21 protein-coding genes are annotated in these 21449 nt (G+C 39.1%); 12 read left to right on the top strand and 9 right to left on the bottom strand.

Features of this window, described 5'->3' with window-relative positions; translation table 11 throughout:
- Positions 1–57: 57 nt before the first annotated feature.
- Both ACIQ4I_RS08145 and ACIQ4I_RS08140 read right to left on the bottom strand, forming a co-directional pair.
- Positions 58–1119 carry an ABC transporter ATP-binding protein gene (locus ACIQ4I_RS08145; RefSeq protein ID WP_403095004.1) on the bottom strand — a complete coding sequence of 354 codons (1062 nt, stop codon included), beginning with the start codon at positions 1117–1119 and terminating at the stop codon, positions 58–60.
- 42 nt (positions 1120–1161) lie between these two features.
- On the bottom strand, positions 1162–2076 hold the full coding sequence (locus ACIQ4I_RS08140) for a substrate-binding domain-containing protein (protein ID WP_403095001.1): 915 nt from the start codon (positions 2074–2076) through the stop codon (positions 1162–1164).
- Between the two features lie 142 nt (positions 2077–2218).
- On the opposite strand from ACIQ4I_RS08140, the gene modA reads away from it, so the two are divergent.
- Complete coding sequence (modA, locus tag ACIQ4I_RS08135) at positions 2219–3016, top strand: molybdate ABC transporter substrate-binding protein (RefSeq protein ID WP_403094999.1); 798 nt, start codon at positions 2219–2221, stop codon at positions 3014–3016.
- Between the two features lie 3 nt (positions 3017–3019).
- The gene (gene modB, locus ACIQ4I_RS08130) at positions 3020–3685 is read left to right on the top strand and encodes a molybdate ABC transporter permease subunit (protein ID WP_403094996.1); all 666 of its coding nucleotides are present in this window, start codon (positions 3020–3022) and stop codon (positions 3683–3685) included.
- A gap of 48 nt (positions 3686–3733) precedes the next feature.
- Here the strand turns inward: modB and ACIQ4I_RS08125 are convergent, their stop codons facing one another.
- The 3 genes from ACIQ4I_RS08125 to fdhF are packed head-to-tail and all read right to left on the bottom strand — an operon-like array spanning position 3734 to position 8210.
- Positions 3734–4792, bottom strand: coding sequence for a P-loop NTPase (locus ACIQ4I_RS08125; RefSeq protein ID WP_403094993.1), 1059 nt, complete (start codon positions 4790–4792; stop codon positions 3734–3736).
- Positions 4792–5271 carry a helical membrane plugin domain-containing protein gene (locus tag ACIQ4I_RS08120; RefSeq protein WP_403094990.1) on the bottom strand — a complete coding sequence of 160 codons (480 nt, stop codon included), beginning with the start codon at positions 5269–5271 and terminating at the stop codon, positions 4792–4794. The genes ACIQ4I_RS08125 and ACIQ4I_RS08120 overlap by 1 nt, the downstream gene beginning before the upstream one ends.
- Positions 5272–5273: 2 nt before the next feature.
- Positions 5274–8210 (bottom strand): formate dehydrogenase subunit alpha, encoded by a 2937-nt coding sequence (gene fdhF, locus ACIQ4I_RS08115; protein WP_403094987.1) that lies wholly within the window; start codon positions 8208–8210, stop codon positions 5274–5276.
- Positions 8211–8777: 567 nt separating this feature from the next.
- Between fdhF and ACIQ4I_RS08110 the strand changes: the two genes are divergently transcribed.
- Genes ACIQ4I_RS08110 through ACIQ4I_RS08095 form a run of 4 tightly spaced genes read left to right on the top strand, consistent with a single transcriptional unit; the run spans position 8778 to position 11793 of the window.
- Positions 8778–9128: a Na-translocating system protein MpsC family protein gene (locus tag ACIQ4I_RS08110; protein ID WP_403094984.1), complete on the top strand. Its 351-nt coding sequence runs from the start codon at positions 8778–8780 to the stop codon at positions 9126–9128.
- Between the two features lie 8 nt (positions 9129–9136).
- A complete protein-coding gene (gene fdhD / locus ACIQ4I_RS08105; protein ID WP_403094981.1) occupies positions 9137–9931 on the top strand; it encodes a formate dehydrogenase accessory sulfurtransferase FdhD in 795 nt (264 codons plus the stop codon).
- Positions 9932–9962: 31 nt separating this feature from the next.
- Positions 9963–10973 carry a GTP 3',8-cyclase MoaA gene (gene moaA / locus ACIQ4I_RS08100; RefSeq protein WP_403094978.1) on the top strand — a complete coding sequence of 337 codons (1011 nt, stop codon included), beginning with the start codon at positions 9963–9965 and terminating at the stop codon, positions 10971–10973.
- 37 nt (positions 10974–11010) lie between these two features.
- On the top strand, positions 11011–11793 hold the full coding sequence (locus ACIQ4I_RS08095) for a formate/nitrite transporter family protein (RefSeq protein ID WP_403094976.1): 783 nt from the start codon (positions 11011–11013) through the stop codon (positions 11791–11793).
- Between the two features lie 29 nt (positions 11794–11822).
- Here ACIQ4I_RS08095 and moaC read toward each other — a convergent pair whose 3' ends face one another.
- Genes moaC through ACIQ4I_RS08080 form a run of 3 tightly spaced genes read right to left on the bottom strand, consistent with a single transcriptional unit; the run spans position 11823 to position 13397 of the window.
- Positions 11823–12311 (bottom strand): cyclic pyranopterin monophosphate synthase MoaC, encoded by a 489-nt coding sequence (gene moaC / locus ACIQ4I_RS08090; RefSeq protein ID WP_403094973.1) that lies wholly within the window; start codon positions 12309–12311, stop codon positions 11823–11825.
- Entirely contained in the window at positions 12304–12909 is a 606-nt protein-coding gene (locus ACIQ4I_RS08085; protein WP_403094970.1) for a molybdenum cofactor guanylyltransferase, read from the bottom strand. Before ACIQ4I_RS08085 ends, moaC begins: the two co-directional genes overlap by 8 nt.
- Positions 12906–13397 (bottom strand): MogA/MoaB family molybdenum cofactor biosynthesis protein, encoded by a 492-nt coding sequence (locus ACIQ4I_RS08080; protein ID WP_403094967.1) that lies wholly within the window; start codon positions 13395–13397, stop codon positions 12906–12908. Before ACIQ4I_RS08080 ends, ACIQ4I_RS08085 begins: the two co-directional genes overlap by 4 nt.
- Before the next feature lie 94 nt (positions 13398–13491).
- On the opposite strand from ACIQ4I_RS08080, the gene ACIQ4I_RS08075 reads away from it, so the two are divergent.
- The 5 genes from ACIQ4I_RS08075 to moaD are packed head-to-tail and all read left to right on the top strand — an operon-like array spanning position 13492 to position 16997.
- Positions 13492–14508: a thiazole biosynthesis adenylyltransferase ThiF gene (locus tag ACIQ4I_RS08075; RefSeq protein WP_403094960.1), complete on the top strand. Its 1017-nt coding sequence runs from the start codon at positions 13492–13494 to the stop codon at positions 14506–14508.
- 13 nt (positions 14509–14521) lie between these two features.
- Positions 14522–15811: a molybdopterin molybdotransferase MoeA gene (locus tag ACIQ4I_RS08070; protein WP_403094957.1), complete on the top strand. Its 1290-nt coding sequence runs from the start codon at positions 14522–14524 to the stop codon at positions 15809–15811.
- Positions 15775–16290: a molybdopterin-guanine dinucleotide biosynthesis protein B gene (gene mobB / locus ACIQ4I_RS08065; RefSeq protein ID WP_403094954.1), complete on the top strand. Its 516-nt coding sequence runs from the start codon at positions 15775–15777 to the stop codon at positions 16288–16290. The genes ACIQ4I_RS08070 and mobB overlap by 37 nt, the downstream gene beginning before the upstream one ends.
- A gap of 1 nt (position 16291) precedes the next feature.
- Complete coding sequence (locus ACIQ4I_RS08060; RefSeq protein WP_403094952.1) at positions 16292–16771, top strand: molybdenum cofactor biosynthesis protein MoaE; 480 nt, start codon at positions 16292–16294, stop codon at positions 16769–16771.
- On the top strand, positions 16764–16997 hold the full coding sequence (moaD, locus tag ACIQ4I_RS08055; protein WP_403094950.1) for a molybdopterin converting factor subunit 1: 234 nt from the start codon (positions 16764–16766) through the stop codon (positions 16995–16997). The genes ACIQ4I_RS08060 and moaD overlap by 8 nt, the downstream gene beginning before the upstream one ends.
- A gap of 748 nt (positions 16998–17745) precedes the next feature.
- On the opposite strand, the gene ACIQ4I_RS08050 is transcribed toward moaD, so the two are convergent.
- Entirely contained in the window at positions 17746–18129 is a 384-nt protein-coding gene (locus tag ACIQ4I_RS08050) for an HsmA family protein (protein WP_403094947.1), read from the bottom strand.
- A 611-nt stretch (positions 18130–18740) separates the two neighbouring features.
- Between ACIQ4I_RS08050 and ACIQ4I_RS08045 the strand changes: the two genes are divergently transcribed.
- Positions 18741–20831, top strand: coding sequence for a methyl-accepting chemotaxis protein (locus ACIQ4I_RS08045; RefSeq protein WP_403094945.1), 2091 nt, complete (start codon positions 18741–18743; stop codon positions 20829–20831).
- The last annotated feature ends 618 nt before the right edge of the window (positions 20832–21449 follow it).

Here is a 21449-nt window from a genome sequence, read left to right as displayed (position 1 = left end):
TCAAACAGCACGCATGCCTTTTATAGTTTTTAGAATATCTTTTAGTAGAAATGCTCCTTATCCTAAAAGCTTTTCTGTTTCTTTATCAAAAAAATAGATGTTTTGAGGATCGATGCCAATGGAGAGAGTAGTACCAGCATCGATTGCAAGCTGTCCACTCCATTTTGCAGCCCATGTTTCTTGAGGCATATCGAATGTGACGTGTGTTTCATGTCCAAGCTGTTCAATGCTTTGAACAAGCATTTGTAAGTTACCACCTTTTTGTAAATGCTCTGGACGTATGCCAATGAGTAATTCCTTTTGTTGTGGGAGGGTGGTGGCGATTGACTGTGGTAGCTCGATTTTCCATTCGCCTTCAATTATTAGTTGCTGCTTTTGACAAATTGCTCGCGCGATATTCATTTTCGGTGAGCCGATAAAGCGAGCGACAAATAGATTTTGCGGATGATTGTATAGATCGAGTGGCTTTCCTATTTGCTGAACGACGCCTTCATGCAGGACCATAATGCGATCGCCCATTGTCATAGCTTCTGTTTGGTCATGAGTGACGTAAAGAATGGTTAGACCGAGCTTTTGTTGAATACGGCGAATTTCTGTCCGCATTTGTGCGCGAAGCTGTGCATCTAAATTGGATAATGGCTCATCCATTAAGCAAATCGGTGCATCGTTGACAATAGCACGTGCTAATGCAACGCGTTGTCGTTGGCCGCCTGATAATTGATGTGGCTTTTGTGATAAGTGGTTTTCTAAGTTAGTCAATGCCACAGCATCCTTTAGTAGCTTTTCCTGTTCTTCCTTTGATTTCTTCCTCATTTTTAAATTAAATAAAATATTTTGCTCAACCGTTAGATGAGGATAGAGCGCATAATGCTGAAAAACCATCGAAATTTGTCGGTTACGGGGTAGCTCATTATTCATTTCTTTCCCATTGATAGTAAGTACACCGGCTGTAATGTTCTCTAGACCTGCAATCATATTTAATAATGTGCTTTTACCAGAACCTGATGGACCAACAATCACGAAAAATTCCCCTTTTTGAATATCTACATTAATATCCTTTAAAATGAATTGCTGCTGATTGTATGTTTTTTGTAAATGCTTAAGCTCTATAAAAGTCATCCATCTTGCCTCCACTAAATTCGTATATATAATAGAAGATTCTCAAAATGTTTCGTGGATAATCGTTCCTGTTTTTGAAAGATCATAGCCTCCAATTGAACGCAATTCTGCGTGAAATGCTTCAGATGTTACTATTTTCTGTACTTCTTCAATAAGCAGGTGGTTTTTTTCAGTTTTTAATAAAACGAGATCATAACGTTCATCAATAAAAGGTACAAAATCAACATCCACCAATATGGCTGTTTTTTCAATGCCAATTCCGACATTCGCTTCTCCAGTTGCTACTGCTGTTGCAACGCCGAGGTGATTGGTTTCTTCTTGGTCATAGCCCTTAATGGTTGAAGGAACTATCTGATGGATGCGGAGTTGTTCATCTAAAAGTGTGCGTGCACCAGAGCCCTTTTCGCGATTCATCATTAAGACATTTGATTTTGCTAAATCTTTAAAGGAATGAATGTGTAGGGGATTTCCCTTTTGAACATAAAATCCAGCTTTTCGTGATACAACATTGACTATAATATATGGTTGGCTAACAAATAGTTTTTTGACATACGGCGTATTGTATTCGCCTGTATCGCCATCATACATATGTAGGCTCGCAATATCTGTCTCTTCTTGATATAAGGCAATTAGACCATTCAAGCTTCCCTCATGTGAACGGAGTGTTTTAAAAAGACTGTTTTTTGTAATATATTTTCCTAGCAAATCAAGCACTAAGTCTTGGCCACTAATAACGATTGTTTGATTATCTCGCGTCATCGGTTTCGTTGTAGCATCTTTATTGCTTATTTTTTGTTTTTCGATATAAGTCTCTAAATCTAGAGCATCTATACGCATTTGCCGACCAACGCGAAAGACGGGAATTTCTCCTTTTTTCACGAGATCGTAAGTAGTTAGTTTTGATATTTTTAATAGTTGTGCGACTTCTTCAATTGTATAGGAACGTTCCTGTGACATAGCAATCCCTCCATTACTTTATAGTAACGTATTTATTTTGCTTTTGTCACAAAAAGGACGCTCAGAGTATTTTATTTTTAATTATAATTAGTTATAATTAGATATATCTAATTATAATTGGTTATAAGGAAAGGGAAGGGCTATGAAAAAGTTTTATTATTTATTATTTTCGATTGTCCTTGTACTAGGCATTTTAGTTGGCTGTGGCAGTCAAGAACAGCAAAAAAGCCAAGGGACAACAAAGCAAAGTCAAGTAGAATTAACTGTTTCAGCAGCAGCGAGTTTGCAAGATGCACTCAATTCGCTTAAAACTACGTATGAGAAGGAACATTCTAATGTGAAAATCACTTATAATTTTGGTGGTTCCGGTGCATTGCAACAACAAATTTCACAAGGTGCTCCTGTTGACTTGTTTTTCTCAGCAGCAGAAGATAAATTTGGCCAACTTGTTAAAGAAGGACTTATTGAAAAATCACAAGGTGTCAACCTTTTATCAAATGATTTAGTTTTAGTCGTTCCTAAAAAGAACGAGGCCGGTATTCATAGCTTTCAAGATTTAACGAAGGCCAATAAAGTGGCTCTAGGTACACCTGAATCTGTGCCAGCTGGTCAATATGGAACAGAAACATTAGAAAATATGAAAGTTTGGAAAACGGTAAAACCGAAAGTTGTGTATGCAAAAGACGTTCGCCAAGTATTAACATATGTTGAAACAGGTAATGTGGACGCAGGTATCGTTTACCGCACAGATGCGATGGTTTCGAAAAAAGCAACGATTGCTGCTGTAGCCGATGAACATACACATACACCGATTATTTATCCACTCGGCATCATTAAAGATAGTAAGCATGCAAAAGAGGCTAAAGCTTTCTATGATTACCTTCAAAGTAAACAGGCAATGGATGTTTTCAAAAGCTATGGCTTTAAAGGAACTAACTAGTGTATGACGCTGGATTTTTGGACGCCCATTCGGTTATCGATTGAAATCGCACTTGTTTCCGGATTCATCGTCATCGTACTCGGCACTTTTATCGGAAAGTGGATGGCTAAAAAAATGTTTAAAGGCAAAACGGTCTTAGAAACGGTTTTACTGCTTCCTTTAGTATTGCCACCGACTGTTGTTGGCTTTTTGCTCATCATTATTTTTGGTAAAAACAGCTGGCTAGGACAAGGTATTGAGTGGCTCTTTCATCAGCCCATCATGTTTACCTGGTGGGCGGCTGTTATTGCTTCAACGATTGTCGCCTTTCCTTTAATGTACCAATCAGCGAAAACAGGATTTGAAGCGGTAGATGAAAATGTTGAAAATGCTGCACGTATTGATGGTGCAAAGGAGTGGCAAGTATTTCTTTTCATTTCTATTCCGCTGGCTATGAAGTCCATTGTTTCAGGTAGTATTTTAAGCTTTACACGAGCATTAGGCGAGTTCGGTGCTACACTCATGTTTGCTGGAAATTTACCAGGAAAAACGCAAACAACACCACTTGCCATTTATGTCGCAATTGATGCAGGTAATATGACTTTAGCTTGGTCATGGGTTATCGTCATGATCGGCTTATCCTTCGTCATGCTACTCGGTGTGCATTTAATAAAAGCACCTGCTAGATAAATTTATATGAAAAAACAAGCCAAACGCTAGGCGTTGGCTTGTTTTTTATCATTTGTTATCGTAGGTATAAATAAGATCTTCAGCTAAATGCGTGAAGGCTTCGCCAACGACAGAATCTTCGTCGTAAACAGAGGAACCAGTATTTTCCTCAGGTTGTACGAATGGAATTTGGGCTATGACCTCTGTTTGTAGCTGCGCAGCTAATGCTTCGCCACCGCCTTGACCAAATAAATAATTACGTTCACCTTCATGATTTTCAAAATAAGCCATGTTTTCAACGACACCAATAATGGTGTGTTTTGTGTGTTTTGCCATCGCACCCGCTCTTGAAGCAACATGTGATGCGGCATTATGGGGTGTCGTGACGATAATTTCCTGTGCATGAGGAATCATTGCCGCGACATCAATTGCCACGTCACCAGTGCCAGGTGGAAGATCCAAGAGTAAGTAATCTAATTCGCCCCAATGCGTATTCGCTAAAAAGTTGCGAATCCATTTATTTAACATAGGTCCTCGCCACATGACGGGTTGATTGTCCTTTGAATAAAAGCCCATTGACATAACCTTGACGCCGTGGCTTGTAACGGGAATCGCTGTTTGCTCAATCATCGTTGGCTTTTGCTCAATTTTCATCATAGCTGGAATGCTAAAGCCGTAAATATCGGCATCTATAATTCCAACACGTTTTCCTAGTTGAGCAAGGGCTACGGCTAAGTTTATCGTTACTGTTGATTTACCAACGCCGCCCTTACCGCTAGTAATAGCGATAAAGCGCACGCCGGAATCTGGACGGAGTATTTTGGGCATACCTGTTTCCGTTGTTGCTTCCATTTTCAAAGAGGCAGTTAAAGCTTGTCTTTCCTCAGCCGTCATTGAGCCAAAAGTGAGAGCAATATGTGTAGCACCAATTGCTTGAAGTGTGTCCTCAATGTCCTGCTGGATTTGCGCTTTTAAAGGGCAGCCTTGAATGGTTAGCACGACTTCAAGCTGAATACTTGAACCGTCAATTTGAATATTGCGTACCATATTCAATTCGACAATGCTTTTATGAAGCTCTGGGTCATTGATTTTTTTGAGCGCTTCTAATACTTGTTCTTTTGTTAGCATCAGTCTTTCAATCCTTTACCAAGACCTTTTAAGAAATGAATGCCAAAGTTTAGAGCACGGTTGACATCAGGGTCTTTGATTACTTTCATTAAGCTAAAGAGTGTGACTTTTTCTTCTTTAGCAGTTGCAGCGTTTGCTGCATCAAGTCCAGTATTTAAGCTACCGATTAGCTTTTTCGTCATATCAGGATCCATTGCTGATAAAAGACCTGCAACAGACATTAGTTGATTGATGATGTTTGTTACAGGCTCACGAGAAATTTGACCGAGTGCAATATGCGCAATTTCTTCTTTCGCTTGTATCATTTTATTGACTGCTTCTAATGCTCCGATATCGTTTAAATCGGATACAATAGAAAAAATTTGTTGTAGTGCTTGCTCATTTTCTGAAAGCAAACCTTTTAAATCATTTAATTTTTGTTCTGCAATTTGTTCTTCTGTAACTTGTTGTTTTTGAATAGTCGTAATTGGTGCTGCCATTTTTACACCTCTTCATGATTCGTTGTTAAGTGAACGTAGCCAGGACGTTGCCATTTTCGCGATACTTCAACACCATTTTGTGGATGACGTTCTTTGTAGCGCGGATTTATACGTGGGAGTGGATTTTTCCCTTTCGTTTTTAACACTTCAACACGTACTTTTGTTTGTTTGTAAGCAGGTGTGGATGTATTCTTATCGCCTGCTGGCCCAGTCAAGAAGTTGATAGATGAATCTTTATCAACGGAGTTCATCGGTAAGAATAGCTCGTTGCCGCGTACGCGATCGGTTATTAGAGCATTTAATTTTAGAGCGCCATATGGTGAAACAAGGCGTACAAGTGAGCCATCTTCAATACCACGCTCTTTCGCGAATTCAGGAGAAACCTCAACGAAAGTTTCAGGTACTTTTGATTGAATACCGCTTGATTTGTTTGTTAAATTTCCTTCGTGGAAATGTTCAAGCATACGGCCATTGTTAATATGGCAATCGTATTCAGCAGGGAATTCCACAGGCTCTACCCAATCGTATAAAGCGAATCGTGCTTTTTTGTCTGGGAAGTTGAAGCCGTCTGTATATAAAAGTGGTGTATCTTTTCCGTCTAGGCTACCCCAGCAGAAGCTATTCCAGCCTTCTAGTACGTCGTAGTTCGCTTGGCTGAAAATAGGAGATAGGCTTGCCATTTCTGCGTAAATTTCACTTGGATGGCTGTAGTTCCAATTAGCGCCTAAGCGATTCGCGACATCTTGGAGAATTTTCCAGTCTGGTTTTGAATCACCGAGTGTTGGTAGTACTTGATATAAACGTTGAACACGGCGTTCTGTATTTGTGAATGTTCCTTCTTTTTCGAGAGAAGGTGCTGCTGGAAGTACAACGTCCGCATATTGTGCTGTACGAGATAAGAAAACATCTTGTACGACAAAGAAGTCAAGTTGTGAAAGTACTTGGTCTACATGGTTGGCATTACAGTCAACGAGTGCCATTTCTTCCCCAACAAGATACATTGCCTTCATTTTTCCTTGGCTAATGGCATCAAGCATTTGCATATTGTTGCGACCAGGTTCTGGTTTAATTTTGACGCCGTATGCTTTTTCAAATTTTGCACGTTCCTCATCATTCACTACTTTTTGATAACCAGGAAGTAAGTTTGGTAATGTCCCCATATCACAAGCACCTTGTACGTTATTGTGTCCGCGAAGAGGGTAAGCACCTGCTCCTGGTCGGCGGTAGTTGCCAGTTGCTAATAGTAAGTTAGAAATAGCAGCTGAAGTATCCGAGCCACCTGTGTTTTGAGTAACACCCATACCCCAAAGAATACATGTACCATCCGCATCGCGAATCATTTCTGCTACGTGTATAAGTGTTTCTTTTGAAATGCCTGTTTCTTGTACGGCATAGTCGAGTGTATATTTTTCAAGTACTTCTTTGAATTCATCGAAGTAGTTAACATTTTCTTTGATGAATGCTTCATCATGCCAGCCTTGATCGATCATATATTTCGTAACAGCCATAAGCCATACTTGGTCTGTGCCTTGCTTTGGTCGCATGAAAATGTCTGAGCGTTCGGCCATTTCATGTTTTCGTAAATCGGCTACGATTAATTTTTGACCGTGTAATTTATGCGCACGTTTGACGCGAGTTGCTAAAACAGGGTGACCTTCTGCTGGGTTAGCACCAACGATAATAACGAGTCCTGCTTGGGCAATATCTTTTACCGTACCTGCATCGCCCCCCATACCAACTGTGCGGAACAAGCCGTCTGTTGCAGGAGATTGGCAGTAGCGTGAGCAGTTGTCGACATCGTTTGTTTCAAACAATTGACGTGCCATTTTTTGAATTAGGTAGTTTTCTTCATTCGTAATTTTTGAAGAAGAGATAAAACCAACTGAACCTGAACCATATTCTTTTTGAATACCACCAAGTTTAGAAGCAATCAAGTCAAGTGCTTCTTCCCATGATGATTCAACAAATTCATCATTTTTTCGAATTAATGGTTTTGTTAAACGTTGCTCCGAATTGACGAAGTCCCAACCAAATTTCCCTTTGACACATGTAGAAATAGCATTTACAGGACCTTCAGAAGGTTGAACTTTTAAGATTTTGCGACCTTTTGTCCAAACTTCGAACGAACAACCGACACCACAGAAGGTACAAACGGTTTTCGTTTTTTTTGTGCGCTTGCTACGCATAGCAGATTCAATTTCAGAGATGGCAAAGATGCCGCTGTAGCCAGGCTCCACTTCTTTGATCAAATCAATCATTGGGTCAAGCATATCTTGTTTCATGCCTGTCATAAAACCTGCTTCACCAAGCATTGATTTTTCCATCAATGCATTACATGGACAAATGGTTACACATTGACCACAGCTAACGCAGGAAGAATCATTAATCGCAACGCCTTCATCCCAAATAACACGTGGGCGTTCTGCTTCCCAATCAATCGATATCGTTTCGTTTACTTGAAGGTTTTGGCAGACCTCAACGCATTGACCACAAGCGATACATTGGTTTGGATCGTAGCGATAGAATGGGTGTGACATATCAACTTCCGTTGGGTCCACTTTTGGAGTGTACGGATATTTTTGATGCTCAACTTCCATCATTTCTACCGTATTGTGTAGCGTACAGTTCCCGTTGTTATTGTCGCAAACTGTGCAGTACAGCATATGATTCTCAAGCAGACGATCCATCGCTTCTGTTTGTGCTTCTTTTGCTTTTGGGGATGTAAGCAGTACATCCATTCCAGCCTGTGCCTTTGTAGAGCATGAGCGAACGAGCTGACCATTTACTTCAACGATACATGTATCACATGTTTGAATCGGGTCCACTTCCGGTACATGACAAATTTGTGGATGGGGAATTTGATTTTCGTTAATGACGTCTAAAATCGTTTCGCCCGTTTTTATATCATAGGGCGTACCGTTAATTTTCATTTTCGTCATAGTATTGCCTCCTATTTTCCTCGAACATAAAAAAAATCCACCATGAATGTGCACACTTCTAACTAAAAAGTATGCTTAAGCAATTCATGGTGGATAAGATTTCTAGCAGATCTTACTAAAAGACCAATCCAAATTTTTTTTTAGAGTTGTTCAAATAAAATCAAAACATAAAAAACATAAATATTTTGATCCCATTTATTTTATAGAATCATTATAGCCCCTTGTAGAAAATATAACAATATGAATAATAAAGTCTCTTTGTTGATAATGATTCTCAGAAAGATTCAACGCCGAAATCGGTTCTTGACAGAAAAAGTACATGGAGCGAAGGGTGGCGACTCCAGCGGAACAGCACGAGCTGAAAGCCCCGCAGGAACGTAGTGACGAGGAGATTGAAGGAAAGCGTCCACCCGTAGCGGAATGTACGGTCAAGCACATGTTTGGTGAAGAGTCCAAAAAAATACACTTTAATTTTTTTAAAAGTTGCTTTATCATTAACAAACTGTAGAGATGAAAATAGCTTAAAAGAAAACAAAAACAGTTTTTTACGATAGGAGAATGCTGATTATGGCGAAAAAAGTGAATGAATTTAATGACATCATCCGAAAGCTTCGCAAAGATTTATTTGGCAAAGGTCCTGAGCGTATTCATACCATCTTTGTAGAAAATATGGCTGTATCTACGCTATATGGAAATATAACACCAACGGAAAAATTTATTGCTAGTACATCAGAAGGCGTGGCAATGGTACATGCTGCTCGCACAAAAATGATTCAAGAAGTGTATTCGGAGGCAACGCCTGAAGGCATGGAAGAATTGATGGGGGCCAAATTATTGCATCTGTTTTCAGATATCAAAATTGAAGAGGATATGGCCGTTTCTGTTTTTATTTTTGATCAAAATATTGTGGAGCACTAGGAGGAACTATGGATACTGAGATAACGAGAGAAATCCTTCGCGTAGAAAATGGACAAGTGCAAAAAGTTGAAGATACCATCGTAACGGAATATGCAGTGACTGTTAAGATTAACCAGCAGGAATTTGTAACAATGGTTTGTACACCTGAATATGTGGAAGATATGGTCGTTGGCTATTTAGCCTCTGAAAAAGTGATTACACACTTTGATGACATTGAAAAGATTTGGTTCCAGGAAAAAGAGGGCGTGGTACATGTCCAAACGAAAAAAGTGAATCCATTTGCAACGAAGTTACAGAATAAGCGCTACATTACATCCTGTTGTGGTATGAGTAGACAGGGCTTTGTGTTTGCTAATGATGCACTGGCTGCAAAAAAAATGGATGATATTCACATTCAACTGACACCGCAAGATTGTTTTCATCTCATGCAAAATATGCAGCAAAATGCGGTGACTTTTCAAAAAACAGGCGGTGTTCACAATGCAGCATTATGCGATGCAAGTGACGTTGTACTGAGTCGAAAGGATATTGGTCGCCACAATGCGCTCGATAAAATTTACGGCTATTGCTTACAGCACGACATTTCAATTCACGATAAGGTCATTGTATTTAGTGGTCGTATTTCATCAGAAATTTTACTCAAGGTGTCTAAAATTGGATGTGAAATTATTCTTTCTAAGTCAGCTCCAACAGAATTAGCTTTACAACTAGCGGATCAATTAGGGATAACAACTGTTGGATTTATACGTCAAAATTCGTTAAATGTTTATACACATGCAGAACGAATTCTTTTCGATGGATAAATTGGCTTTATCCGAACAAGGAGATGAAACAATGAATTCGATACATGATCAGTTTGAGCGACCTTTGAGAGATTTACGAATATCCGTGACAGATCGCTGCAATTTTCGTTGTCGCTATTGCATGCCAGAGGAGATTTTCGGACCAGATTATGCCTTTTTACCATCTCAGCAAATTTTATCGTTTGATGAAATTGAGCGGCTTGTAAAAATCTCTGTTTCTTTTGGCGTGAAGAAAATCCGCATTACAGGCGGTGAGCCTTTACTGCGAAAAAATATTGCGCAGCTAATTGAGCGACTTCATCAAGTACCGGGCGTAGAGGATATCGCTATGACAACTAATGGTTCCTTGCTGAAAAGGTATGCGGAAGATTTGGCGAAAGCTGGATTATCTCGTGTATCTGTTAGCTTGGATTCACTCAATGAACAACGTTTTTTATCGATGAATGGTCGCCGCGGGAAAGTGAAACAAGTCCTGGAGGGTATTGAAAAGGCAGCGCAAGTAGGCATACAGGTCAAGATTAATATGGTTGTGCAAAAGGGTCAAAATGATCAGGACATTATGCCAATGGCTCAGTTTTTCAAAGAAAAAAAACATATTTTACGTTTTATTGAGTATATGGATGTCGGAAACTCCAATGGCTGGCGCCTAGATGATGTTGTATCGAAAAAAGAAATTCTTCAAGCAGTGAAGCAGCTTTCACCGATTGAGCCAGTAATCGCAAATTATAAAGGGGAAGTCGCGACTCGTTATCGTTACAAAGATAGTGAACAAGAAATAGGTATTATTTCTTCCGTGACGGATTCATTTTGTGCCACTTGTACACGAGCCCGTATTTCAGCAGAGGGCAAGCTTTACACATGCTTATTTGCTACAGATGGTACGGATTTACGTGAGCTTTTACGCTCCGGACAAAGTGATGATATCATTGCAAAATGCATTGCGGATGTGTGGCAGCATCGGGCAGATCGCTATTCTGATGAGCGAACAGAACATACATCTCACCAGCAGAGAAAAGTTGAAATGTCTCATATTGGTGGATGATCACAACAAAATAGAATAGACAAGAGGGATTAGTAAAATGGCTTTTAACAAACCAGAGCAAATTACAGAAATCGCCATTAATGCAGGTGTAGGTAAAGCAAGTTATTCAATTTTTAAAATGTTAGTATTAGGATTTTTAGGAGGAGCCTTCATTGCCTTCGGTTTTTTACTTGATATTCGTGTAAGTGGCAATATGCCGGCAGAATGGGGCAGCTTCGCTGGCTTTATCGGAGCAGCGGTATTCCCATTAGGACTTATTTTAGTATTATTAGCAGGTGCTGAGTTGATTACGGGGAATATGATGTCTGTAGCAATGGCCTTTTATGCAAAGAAAATTTCAATTCCAGCATTAGTCCGTAACTGGTTTTGGGTAACACTTGCCAATTTACTTGGCGCTTTATTTGTAGCATTCTTCTTTGGACATGTCGTTGGTCTAACAGAAACAGGTCCGTTTTTAGATAAAACAGTAGCAATTGCGAAAGCAAAAACAGCAGATTCGTTCTTACAAACGTTTATTTCTGGTATTGGCTGTAACTGGCTTGTATGTTTAGCTGTTTGGTTGGCTTATGGCGCAAATGATTTTGTTGGTAAAATTGCAGGTATTTGGTTCCCTGTTACAGCATTCGTTGCGATTGGCTTCCAACACGTTGTCGCAAATATGTTTGTCATTCCAGCTGCTATTTTTGCAGGACAAGTAACATGGACAGCCTTTATAAGTAATGTTATTCCAGCCTTTTTAGGAAATGTCGTTGGTGGCGCCGTTTTCGTTGGCTTGATTTATTTTATTTCTTATCAAAAAGAATACAGTGCAACTAAATAGCACAAAAAAAAACCGGCATATGCCGGTTTTTATGCACGTTCATGTAAAAAGTGGCCGCTTTTACCGCCTGTTTTTTGCACAAGATAAGTATCTTGAATAACCATCGATTTATCGACAGCTTTGCACATATCATAAAAGGTTAAAGCTGCAATGGACACGGCTGTTAATGCCTCCATTTCAACGCCTGTATTACCTTTGCATTTTACGAGTACTTCAATATGCAGTGCATAGCCTGTATCTGTTTTTTCATAGTTAAATGTAAAATCCGTACCCTGTAGCATAATAGGATGACACATCGGAATAAGTTCAGATGTTTTCTTTGCACCCATAATACCTGCGATTTGTGCAACTTGAGTTGGATCTCCCTTTTTGATATTGCCTTGTTGAATCGCTTCGTATAATTCAGTTGATAATAAAACTGTGCTTCGTGCAATAGCTGTTCGTTTCGAATCGTTTTTTTCGGAAATATCGACCATTTTAGGACGACCTTCTTCATTCCAATGGGTAAATTCAGTCATGATAATCTCCTTTATTGTATACGGTATTGGGTAATTCAGGCCAATCAGTTATGGCGTTAATATTGATCAATGCTTGCTCTTCATCTGAAACAGGCACATAGTAAACGGTCAGTTGATCGAGTAGCGATTTCATGCTTCTTTTATTTTGCTGCAATAATGTTTCTGTTTTGTGTAAAGCGCGACGATGATAAAGAGCAGCAAGCGGCTGTATTTTGTCCGATTGCTTTGGCACGATAGCATCATAAGTATCGTCAACAAAGGAAAGCATCTTGTTGACAAATGAGTCCGTTATATAGGGCATATCACTTGCAAGTAAGAAAAACCAATCTACATCTGGAGTTTTGGATAAAAGATTATTTAAAGCAAAAAGCGGTCCTTGATGTGACATTTCCTCGATATTCAAGCGAACGTCCTTTTCTTCAAATTGTGGAGATAACGATGCATTTGTTGAGATAATAAGAGGCTTCAGTGCATTCTTTTTAAGTGCTTGTAAGCTATATTGATATAAAAATTGTCCATTGAACATTTCAAACATTTTGGGTTTTCCATATCGTGAGGATTGACCACCTGCTAATACGACACCTGCAATCGTCATCATCGATACAACTCGCCAATAAAATGCTGCACTGTAGGAATGATGAGTTGACTCATGCCAAGCTTAACGGCATTTGTTGAGCCAGGTAATGCATAAATGGCTGTTTGCTGTAAGCAACCTGCAACGGCGCGACTAAACATGGTTCGTGGACCAATTTCCTCATAGCTTAATGAGCGAAATAGTTCGCCAAATCCATGCATTTCTTTTTCGAAAAGAGGCGTTAGTGCTTCGTATGTGACATCTCGTGACGTAAAGCCGGTACCACCTGTTACAATGATGGCGTTGATGTGAGTATCCTCACACCAAGCACGCACTTGTTGTGAAATTGTAGCAGCGTCATCTTTTACGATGCGGTATTGAACAGTATGAAAACCCGCGTCTTCTAGTAATGCTTTGATTTGTTGACCACCCTTGTCAGTCTCTACTGTACGCGTATCACTAACAGTTAAAATGGCGGCATGTATGGTGAGATCTTTATGAGTTGGATGCATTATAAACCCTCCTGATCATAGAATCAATGATTAATTATAACGATATAAATCGAAAGGTCAAATAAAATTCAGTAATAGAAAGGCAGCGTTTTGAATGAATGATCGATATTCTAGACAGCAACTGTTTCAGCCGATTGGGGAAAAAGGACAGGCGCTATTGCAACAAAAGCATGTACTAATTATAGGAGCAGGCGCATTAGGTAGTGCAAGTGCAGAGGCTATTGTACGTGCTGGTGTTGGTAAAGTGACAATTGTGGATCGAGATTATGTGGAGTGGAGTAATTTACAGCGCCAGCAGCTGTACAGTGAAAAGGAAGCAGAGCAAAAAATACCCAAAGCCATTGCAGCACAGGAAAGGCTCGCACGTATTAATTCGAACGTACAGATTAAAGGATTAGTCATGGATGCCATGGTCGATTCATTAGAAAGCATCGTGCATGATGTCGATGTTATTTTGGATGGCACTGATAACTTTGATATTCGTTTTGTCATGAATGATTTAGCACAAAAATATCGTATTCCATGGATTTATGGTTCATGCGTAGGCAGCTATGGTACGACCTATACGATTATTCCTGGAAAGACGCCATGCTTACACTGCTTATTGCAGGCGGTGCCAAATATGACGATAACCTGCGATACAGCAGGCATCATTAGCCCAGCTGTGCAAATGGTAGCAGCTTATCAAGTAGCAGAGGCATTGAAAATTTTAGTGGAAGATTGGCAGGCAGTATGTGATAGGTATCGCACCTTTGATGTATGGCAAAATCAGTATTATGATATGCGTGTACAAAAGGCGAAAAAAAAGGACTGTCCGTCATGCGGTGAACAGGCAATTTACCCTTATTTAGCCTTTGAGAATCAAACGAAGGTAGATGTATTATGCGGGCGAAATGCAGTACAGATTCGACCAGTGCGATCAGATAATTTTAATTTAGATTACCTAGCTCAACAACTTCAAAAGCATGGTGCTGTTCAGCAAAATCCATATCTATTATCATGTCAATTAAAGGATTATCGACTCGTTATTTTCCAAGATGGTCGCGTGCTTGTGCATGGTACAAATGATGTGCAGCAGGCGAAAAATTTATATTATCGTTTATTAGGATAAGGAGCGTATGAAAATGTTAGAAAAGAGAACCCCTATTGCAGTCGGAGAGGCTGTTCGTCGCGTGATGCAATTTGCTTTTACAGGAAAAAGGGAAATGGTGCCATTGCCTAAGGCATATGGTCGCTTTTTAGCAGAAGATTTAAAAGCGAATCAAGATGTACCGGCTTTTAATCGCTCTCCCTATGACGGTTTTGCCATTCGTGCAGAGGATAGCGCATCAGCTTCCGCGGAGAACCCTGTTTCTCTTAAAGTCGTTGGAGAAATTGGAGCAGGCTTTGTCTTTCCAGAGCATGTGGAAGAGGGACAGGCTGTTCGTATTATGACTGGTGCTCAAATTCCAGCAGGCTGTAATGCAGTTGTCATGCTAGAATTGACACGCTCTTATGTAAAAGAGGGCAAATCCTATATGGAAATTAAACGTGCTTATCAAGAGGGCGACAATATTTCGTATCAAGGGGAGGATATGAAAAAGGGAGAGATACTTGTTCAAAAGGGAACTTATATTAATCCTGGTGTCACCGCATTATTAGCTACTTTTGGTTATCATGAAGTGCCGGTAACGCGTAAACCGGTCATTGGTGTGATTGCAACGGGTAGTGAATTATTAGAAACAGATGAGCCGCTTCAGCCTGGTAAAATTCGTAATAGTAATGCCTATATGATTATGGCGCAAATTGAACGTGTAGGAGCAGAGGCACGCTATTATGGTATATTCAGCGATAATCTAGACATTTGTATTGACGCTGTGAAATCCGCTTTATCAGAGGTGGATATACTCATTACAACAGGTGGCGTTTCCGTAGGTGATTATGATTACTTGCCTGCAATTTATCAGGCGCTTGGTGCAGAGGTGTTATTTAATAAAGTAGCGATGCGTCCTGGTAGTGTCACAACGGTTGCACAGCGAGACGGACAGCTTTTGTTCGGACTTTCAGGAAACCCTTCTGCCTGCTATGTAGGCTTTGAGCTATTTGTTCGTCCGATTGTGCGGACCGCCTATTCAAATCAAGCACCACATTTGCATAGAGAGCAGGCCATTTTAGGCGAAGATTTCAAAAAGGCTAATCCATTTACACGCTTTATTCGTGCTCGCATTTTCTTTGAAAATGGGCAGCTTATGACAGTACCTTCAGGTTTTAATAAATCGAATGCTGTCTCCTCATTAGCGGAGGCTCAAGCTTTCATAGTACTTCCTGGTGGTACGCGCGGTTATGAAAAGGGGATGCGCGTGGACGTTTTATTACTAGAAGGTGATCAAGGAAGTGAATGGCCATGGGACAACATTGTGCCGTCTTACAGATAGTCGGCTATCAAAATAGCGGCAAAACGACATTAATGGAGAAGTTAATTGCTAAGGCTTCAGAGGAAGGGTCACGTGTTGCAACAATTAAGCATCATGGCCATGGTGGAGCACCCGAAACTGTATATAGAAAAGACAGCCAGCGTCATGAAAGAGCAGGTGCAGTGATTGCTGGTGTTGAAGGAGCCGGTACATTATGTTTGAACATTCAGCAGGCTTCCTGGCAGCTTGAGGAGCTCGTTGAATTATATCAACTATTTCACCCCGATATGATTTTAGTAGAGGGGTACAAAAAGGCAGATTATCCAAAGGTCGTTTTAATTCGTGATCAGGAGGATGTCACCTCTTTACAGAAATTGACGAATATCATTTACGTACTTTATTGGCAAGATGTAGATCTTTCCACTTTTACATGCCCTACATTTCCAATAAGGGAAGAAGCTCTTTATATGGAACTTTTACTAAAAAAAGTGAGGAACTAAAATGGAAGAAAAATTATTTGTTATCACAGATCAGCCTATTCGTGTAGAGGAAGTTACGAAAAAAGTAGAGAGTCGTAATGCAGGGGCTATCACTGTTTTTATTGGAACGGTTCGAGAATTGACAAAGGGCAAAAAAACGTTGCATTTAGAGTATCAAGCGTATCCATCGATGGCGATTAAAATGTTTCAGCAAATTGAAAAGGAAATAAAAGAAAAATGGCCGGAAGCGCATCTTGCTATTACGCATCGTACAGGGCGATTGGAAATTTCAGATATTGCGGTTGTTATCGCTGTTTCCTCTCCACATCGTAAAATAGCCTATGAGGCAAATGAATACGCCATTGATCGCATTAAACAAATTGTGCCAATTTGGAAGAAGGAATTTTGGGAAGATGGCCCAGCGTGGATTGGCGATCAGCTCGAAAATGTACCTTATCCGTCAGGAAAACCTGTAGTGGAGGGAGGGGAAAAGCATGATTAACATCCTACTTTTCGCACAATTACAGGAGGAAATCGGTCAGTCGCAATTGATGATGGATGCCTCAGAAGTAACGGTGCAACAAGTAAAAGAGTGGTTAGAGGAGCAGTATACTTTAACATCTTTACAGCAAACAATAACTGCCGTGAACGAGGAATTTGCGACCGATGAAACCATTGTAACCTCAGGTGATACAGTGGCTTTTATTCCACCGATTAGTGGTGGGTAGTGGAAAAACAACGAACAAGGCAGTAATAGGTACACTCAATTTGTTAGTATGTGGCCTTCATATCAAATCACATTTTCAAAAGGATATGTGTAGAAGATTAAAAGTACTTGCTAGTACTTATCTGAATCAAATTCATAATTCAAAGTTTATATTAAATATACGAACATTTAATAATATCTAATTTTTGTTCATTGTGGAGCGAAAGACGGCGAGTCCTCGAAAATGCATTCGCATTTCCTTCGTGCGAGGTAAATTCAGTGATGTTCATTCAGAGTCCTACGGGAAAAGCTTGAGCTGAAAGCCCCGCAGGAACGATTTTAAGGAACAAAGCCTAAGAACGCCACGTCCTGTGGCAACGGCTTCGTGACCAACATCGTGTTGGCCCGAGGAGATTGAAGCCAAGCCCGTGGAAAGCGCCGTCTGTAGCGGAACATCCAAATCCGAATAGTGAAAAGCACTTTTGAAATGACTCAAGTGTTAATTAATTAAATAAATAAACACCACCTAATTAGTAAATTAAATAGGTGGTGTTTTGATATTTGCAATTAAACTATCTAATGTTATTTAAAGCTTCTGTTAACCCTTCATATGAGTATCCATTTACAAATTAATCGAAAAATATTTTTGTTCTTGTAATGCAAAACTGCACCTCCAATTGAGGTGCAGTTCAGATGACAGTAGTTTTATAATAAGCCTGTTTTCAAAGGTATTTTAAATTGCTCCAATGAAAGGGCACGTTTTCTGTATTTTAGTGTGTAATACCTAAAAAAGCTCCTAAGAAATAAGAGATAAGCCATAAAGCCCATACACCTATGCTAAATTTGTGGAATTGATGTTTGGCATTTTCAGTTCCTTTTCGATAGACATAAATAGCCCAAATAAGATGAATAGCCATTAAAACAATAGCCGAACCGCCTGCTATTTGATGTAGACCTAATTTTGATCCGCCAGTTGTTTCAGCAATAGTGCCCATTGTAGTTGTACCAATTGTATCGAATACAAGACCAATTACAAAACTTAAAATGTGACTTTTTTTAATTGTTCCTGTACGTTTTTCGCTAAATACACCCCATGTGTAGAAAATAAGCGCAAGAGTAATGGTTACAATTGATAAAAGTAATGTACTATCCATTTGTGTTTCCTTCTTTCTTTTTAAAGATATGGTACTAAAGGATCGTGATACCAATTCAATAGTATGGGAGATAACATGACTCAAAGCAACAATAATTTTTGAGTGCGGTGAAGGAGTAGACACAATTAAATAGAGACATAGAGTTCTGATAGAGGTTCATCATAAAAGAAAAAATAAAAGATGTAAAAATTACCTATAAAATACTACCTTATATTCCTAAAAAAATATGCTTTATTGAAATTTATTGACATTTATAGTTAGGAGTAATAGTATTTCTTTGTGCGCCTAAATTTTCTTGTTTTTTCTTTTAATATAGTATTTTATTCCTTTATTCGTATATAGGTATAAAGTATCTACAAAGTTAATCATTTTTTATTTGAAATACATACGTACTATAGAGGCGACATAATAGTAAAGAAAAAACATAAAATTCGCGAAATTTGTCGTAATTAGTCTGACATGTGAATTGTAATACGTAATTGTAAATTTCTATTGGGTAAGAAGGGTAAAATTGAATAGAGAGACATTTCAGTGATAGTCAAACAGAATTTGAAGGGGCAACTTCAGTTTGACCTTCATTGTGTTGTACATTTTGAAGGAGATTATATTCGATGAAGTTACTAACCAAAATATTATTATCGATTCTTGGTACATGTATGATTGTATTTGTTACGATCATAGGATTTAATATTTATCAAGTCAATCAATCATCTGTAAAAAACGCAAAAAAAATAGCCACCACGGAAAGTGAAAGACAAGCAAGTAATGTTCAAGATAAACTAAATTATGCAATGGATACTTCTAAAGGGATTGCAACCGCATTTAGCTCAATGGTAGAAAATCATAAAGCAAATCGTCAACTAGCAAATGCCATTTTAGCAAGTACACTTCAAGCAAATCCAAGTTTCTTGGCTACTTGGACAATTTGGGAGCCAAATGCTTTCGATGGAGCAGATAAAAAATATAAGAACGCCAAGGGGCATGATAATACAGGGAGATTTATTCCTTATTGGACTTGGAAAAATGATCAGATTAGTTTAATGGCATCAGATGATTATGACAAACCAGGAGACAATGACTATTATCAATTTGCAAAAAAAACTGGTAAAGAAGTTATTCTCGATCCTTACACTGATCAAGTAAGTGGAAAAAAAGTACTAATGACCACGATAGTCGTACCTATTAAGATGAATGATAAGGTAGTAGGGGCTGTTGGGGTGGACATTAGTCTAGACTCTATGCAAAAAATAAATGACTCGATTCATCTATATAATACTGGCTATGGAGCCATTATCTCGAATGATGGAACAGTTGTATCTCACAAATCACATCAATTAGTTGGAAAAAGTAGTTTTCAGCTTGCCGGTGCAAATTCAGGTAAAGTCAAAACTGCTGTTCAAACAGGGCAAGCATTATCCTATACTGATGTAGCATCTAATGGAGATGATGTATTTAAAGTGTATACACCGATCCGTATCCATTCAACAGATACTCCTTGGTCACTTATGATCACTGTACCGTTAAATGAAGTTAACCAGGATGCCAATACATTGATGAAGTACTCCATCATTATAGGGCTTATTGGTATCATTATTCTTGCAGTATTGATTACATTGATTGCGAGAGGCTTAGTTAAGCCAATCGTAAAAGTAGTTGATAAAGTTCAAGAAATTGCTGGTGGAAACTTAGCAACAGAAGCATTAACGATTCAATCAAAAGATGAAATCGGGCAATTAGCGATGTCGATGAATGAGATGACTTCTAATACTCGTACATTAATCAAAGACGCTGCAGATATTTCAGGCCAAGTATCTTCTTATAGTGGAGAATTATCGACCTTTACTAGTGAAATGAGTGATGGCATTGAACAAGTATCTGCGACAACGGAACAATTAGCTGCAGGTTCGACTGATCAAGCTCAGCATGCTAATGAAACGTTAGAAAAAGTACAACATGTAGAACGTGAAGTAAAACAGATAACACAAAATATAGAAGAAATAACAAATGGGTCACAAAGAACAGAAGATTCTGTTCAAAAAGGATTGAAAAGTGCAAAACAATCAATCCAGGGAATGCAAAGTATTGAAGAAAAAGTAGGTTCAACTGCAACAGTAGTTCAACAATTAGGTGAAAAGTCAAAAGAAATTAGACAAATTCTTGAAGTAATCAATGATATTGCAGCTCAAACAAATTTATTGGCTTTAAATGCAGCCATTGAAGCGGCGCGTGCTGGAGAACACGGAAAAGGTTTTTCGGTCGTAGCTGATGAAGTGAGAAAACTTGCCGAACAATCGGCAGAATCTACTAGTCAAATCTCAACTATTATTGCCGGTGTATTAAAAGAAACACAGGAAGTTGAACTAGCTATGAATGGTGTTGTTCAAGAAGTTCAAGTTGGTTCTAATTTGATTGACCAAAACAGAGAAGCTTTTGATGAGATCAATCAAAATATTGAAGAAATGGCCAACAAAATCAACCAAGTTAACGGTGCATCTAAAACAATTCAAGATGCAACCCTAGATGTGCTAAAAGCCGTAGAAAGTATTGCTGCAATCAGCCAAGAATCATCTGCAGGGACAGAAGAATTATCAGCAACTATGGAAGAACAAAATGCTTCAATGCAAGAGATTCAGGGAATGGCCAACAACCTTTCTCACATGGCAGAATCGCTCAATCAATCGTTATCAAAATTTAAGTACTAACTTTTTATGAAAAACCCTATAAAGTGGACAATTAAAGGTCTACTTTATAGGGTTTTTTTATTCTGCATAGGTGAGTAGTGCAAGAGAGAGTTCGAGTAGTGCAAGTGGAAACCTGAGTAGTGCAAGATAGAGCCCGAGTAGTGCAAGAGGGAGCTTGAGTAGTGCAAGAGGGAACCCGAGTAGTGCAAGATAGAGCTTGAGTGGTGCAAGTCGAGGTGAGTAGTGCAAGATAGAGCCCGAGTAGTGCAAGTGGGAACCCGAGTAGTGCAAGATAGAGCTTGAATGGTGCAAGTCGAGGTGAGTAGTGCAAGATAGAGCCCGAGTGGTGCAAGAGGGAGCTTGAGTAGTGCAAGTGGGAACCCTAGTAGTGCAAGTCAAGGTGAGTAGTGCAAATCAAGATGAGTTGCCACCAATCCATGCAAGGTTCCTTTCAATCTACGGAAGAGGGAATTTATTAAAAATTGAAAACACCAAAATGCAAAGAAACACAGCATTTTGGCGTATTGTTTTTTTATATGAATCAATTTCATAATGCAAAATTCAAATGAAATATACGAACATTTAGTGACATCCAATTTTTGTTCATTATGGAGCGAAAGACGGCGACTCCTACGGGAA

It is taken from the genome of Rummeliibacillus sp. NPDC094406 (assembly GCF_044763875.1).
Lineage (GTDB): Bacteria > Bacillota > Bacilli > Bacillales_A > Planococcaceae > Rummeliibacillus.
This window is presented reverse-complemented; position numbering and strand designations above follow the sequence as displayed.

Coding starts and splice junctions, on each gene's coding strand:
- ACIQ4I_RS08145 (WP_403095004.1), bottom strand. CDS start 1,119: ATGACTTTTATAGAGCTTAAGCATTTACAAAAAACATACAATCAGCAG.
- ACIQ4I_RS08140 (WP_403095001.1), bottom strand. CDS start 2,076: ATGTCACAGGAACGTTCCTATACAATTGAAGAAGTCGCACAACTATTA.
- modA (WP_403094999.1), top strand. CDS start 2,219: ATGAAAAAGTTTTATTATTTATTATTTTCGATTGTCCTTGTACTAGGC.
- modB (WP_403094996.1), top strand. CDS start 3,020: ATGACGCTGGATTTTTGGACGCCCATTCGGTTATCGATTGAAATCGCA.
- ACIQ4I_RS08125 (WP_403094993.1), bottom strand. CDS start 4,792: ATGCTAACAAAAGAACAAGTATTAGAAGCGCTCAAAAAAATCAATGAC.
- ACIQ4I_RS08120 (WP_403094990.1), bottom strand. CDS start 5,271: ATGGCAGCACCAATTACGACTATTCAAAAACAACAAGTTACAGAAGAA.
- fdhF (WP_403094987.1), bottom strand. CDS start 8,210: ATGACGAAAATGAAAATTAACGGTACGCCCTATGATATAAAAACGGGC.
- ACIQ4I_RS08110 (WP_403094984.1), top strand. CDS start 8,778: ATGGCGAAAAAAGTGAATGAATTTAATGACATCATCCGAAAGCTTCGC.
- fdhD (WP_403094981.1), top strand. CDS start 9,137: ATGGATACTGAGATAACGAGAGAAATCCTTCGCGTAGAAAATGGACAA.
- moaA (WP_403094978.1), top strand. CDS start 9,963: ATGAATTCGATACATGATCAGTTTGAGCGACCTTTGAGAGATTTACGA.
- ACIQ4I_RS08095 (WP_403094976.1), top strand. CDS start 11,011: ATGGCTTTTAACAAACCAGAGCAAATTACAGAAATCGCCATTAATGCA.
- moaC (WP_403094973.1), bottom strand. CDS start 12,311: ATGACTGAATTTACCCATTGGAATGAAGAAGGTCGTCCTAAAATGGTC.
- ACIQ4I_RS08085 (WP_403094970.1), bottom strand. CDS start 12,909: ATGATGACGATTGCAGGTGTCGTATTAGCAGGTGGTCAATCCTCACGA.
- ACIQ4I_RS08080 (WP_403094967.1), bottom strand. CDS start 13,397: ATGCATCCAACTCATAAAGATCTCACCATACATGCCGCCATTTTAACT.
- ACIQ4I_RS08075 (WP_403094960.1), top strand. CDS start 13,492: ATGAATGATCGATATTCTAGACAGCAACTGTTTCAGCCGATTGGGGAA.
- ACIQ4I_RS08070 (WP_403094957.1), top strand. CDS start 14,522: ATGTTAGAAAAGAGAACCCCTATTGCAGTCGGAGAGGCTGTTCGTCGC.
- mobB (WP_403094954.1), top strand. CDS start 15,775: ATGGCCATGGGACAACATTGTGCCGTCTTACAGATAGTCGGCTATCAA.
- ACIQ4I_RS08060 (WP_403094952.1), top strand. CDS start 16,292: ATGGAAGAAAAATTATTTGTTATCACAGATCAGCCTATTCGTGTAGAG.
- moaD (WP_403094950.1), top strand. CDS start 16,764: ATGATTAACATCCTACTTTTCGCACAATTACAGGAGGAAATCGGTCAG.
- ACIQ4I_RS08050 (WP_403094947.1), bottom strand. CDS start 18,129: ATGGATAGTACATTACTTTTATCAATTGTAACCATTACTCTTGCGCTT.
- ACIQ4I_RS08045 (WP_403094945.1), top strand. CDS start 18,741: ATGAAGTTACTAACCAAAATATTATTATCGATTCTTGGTACATGTATG.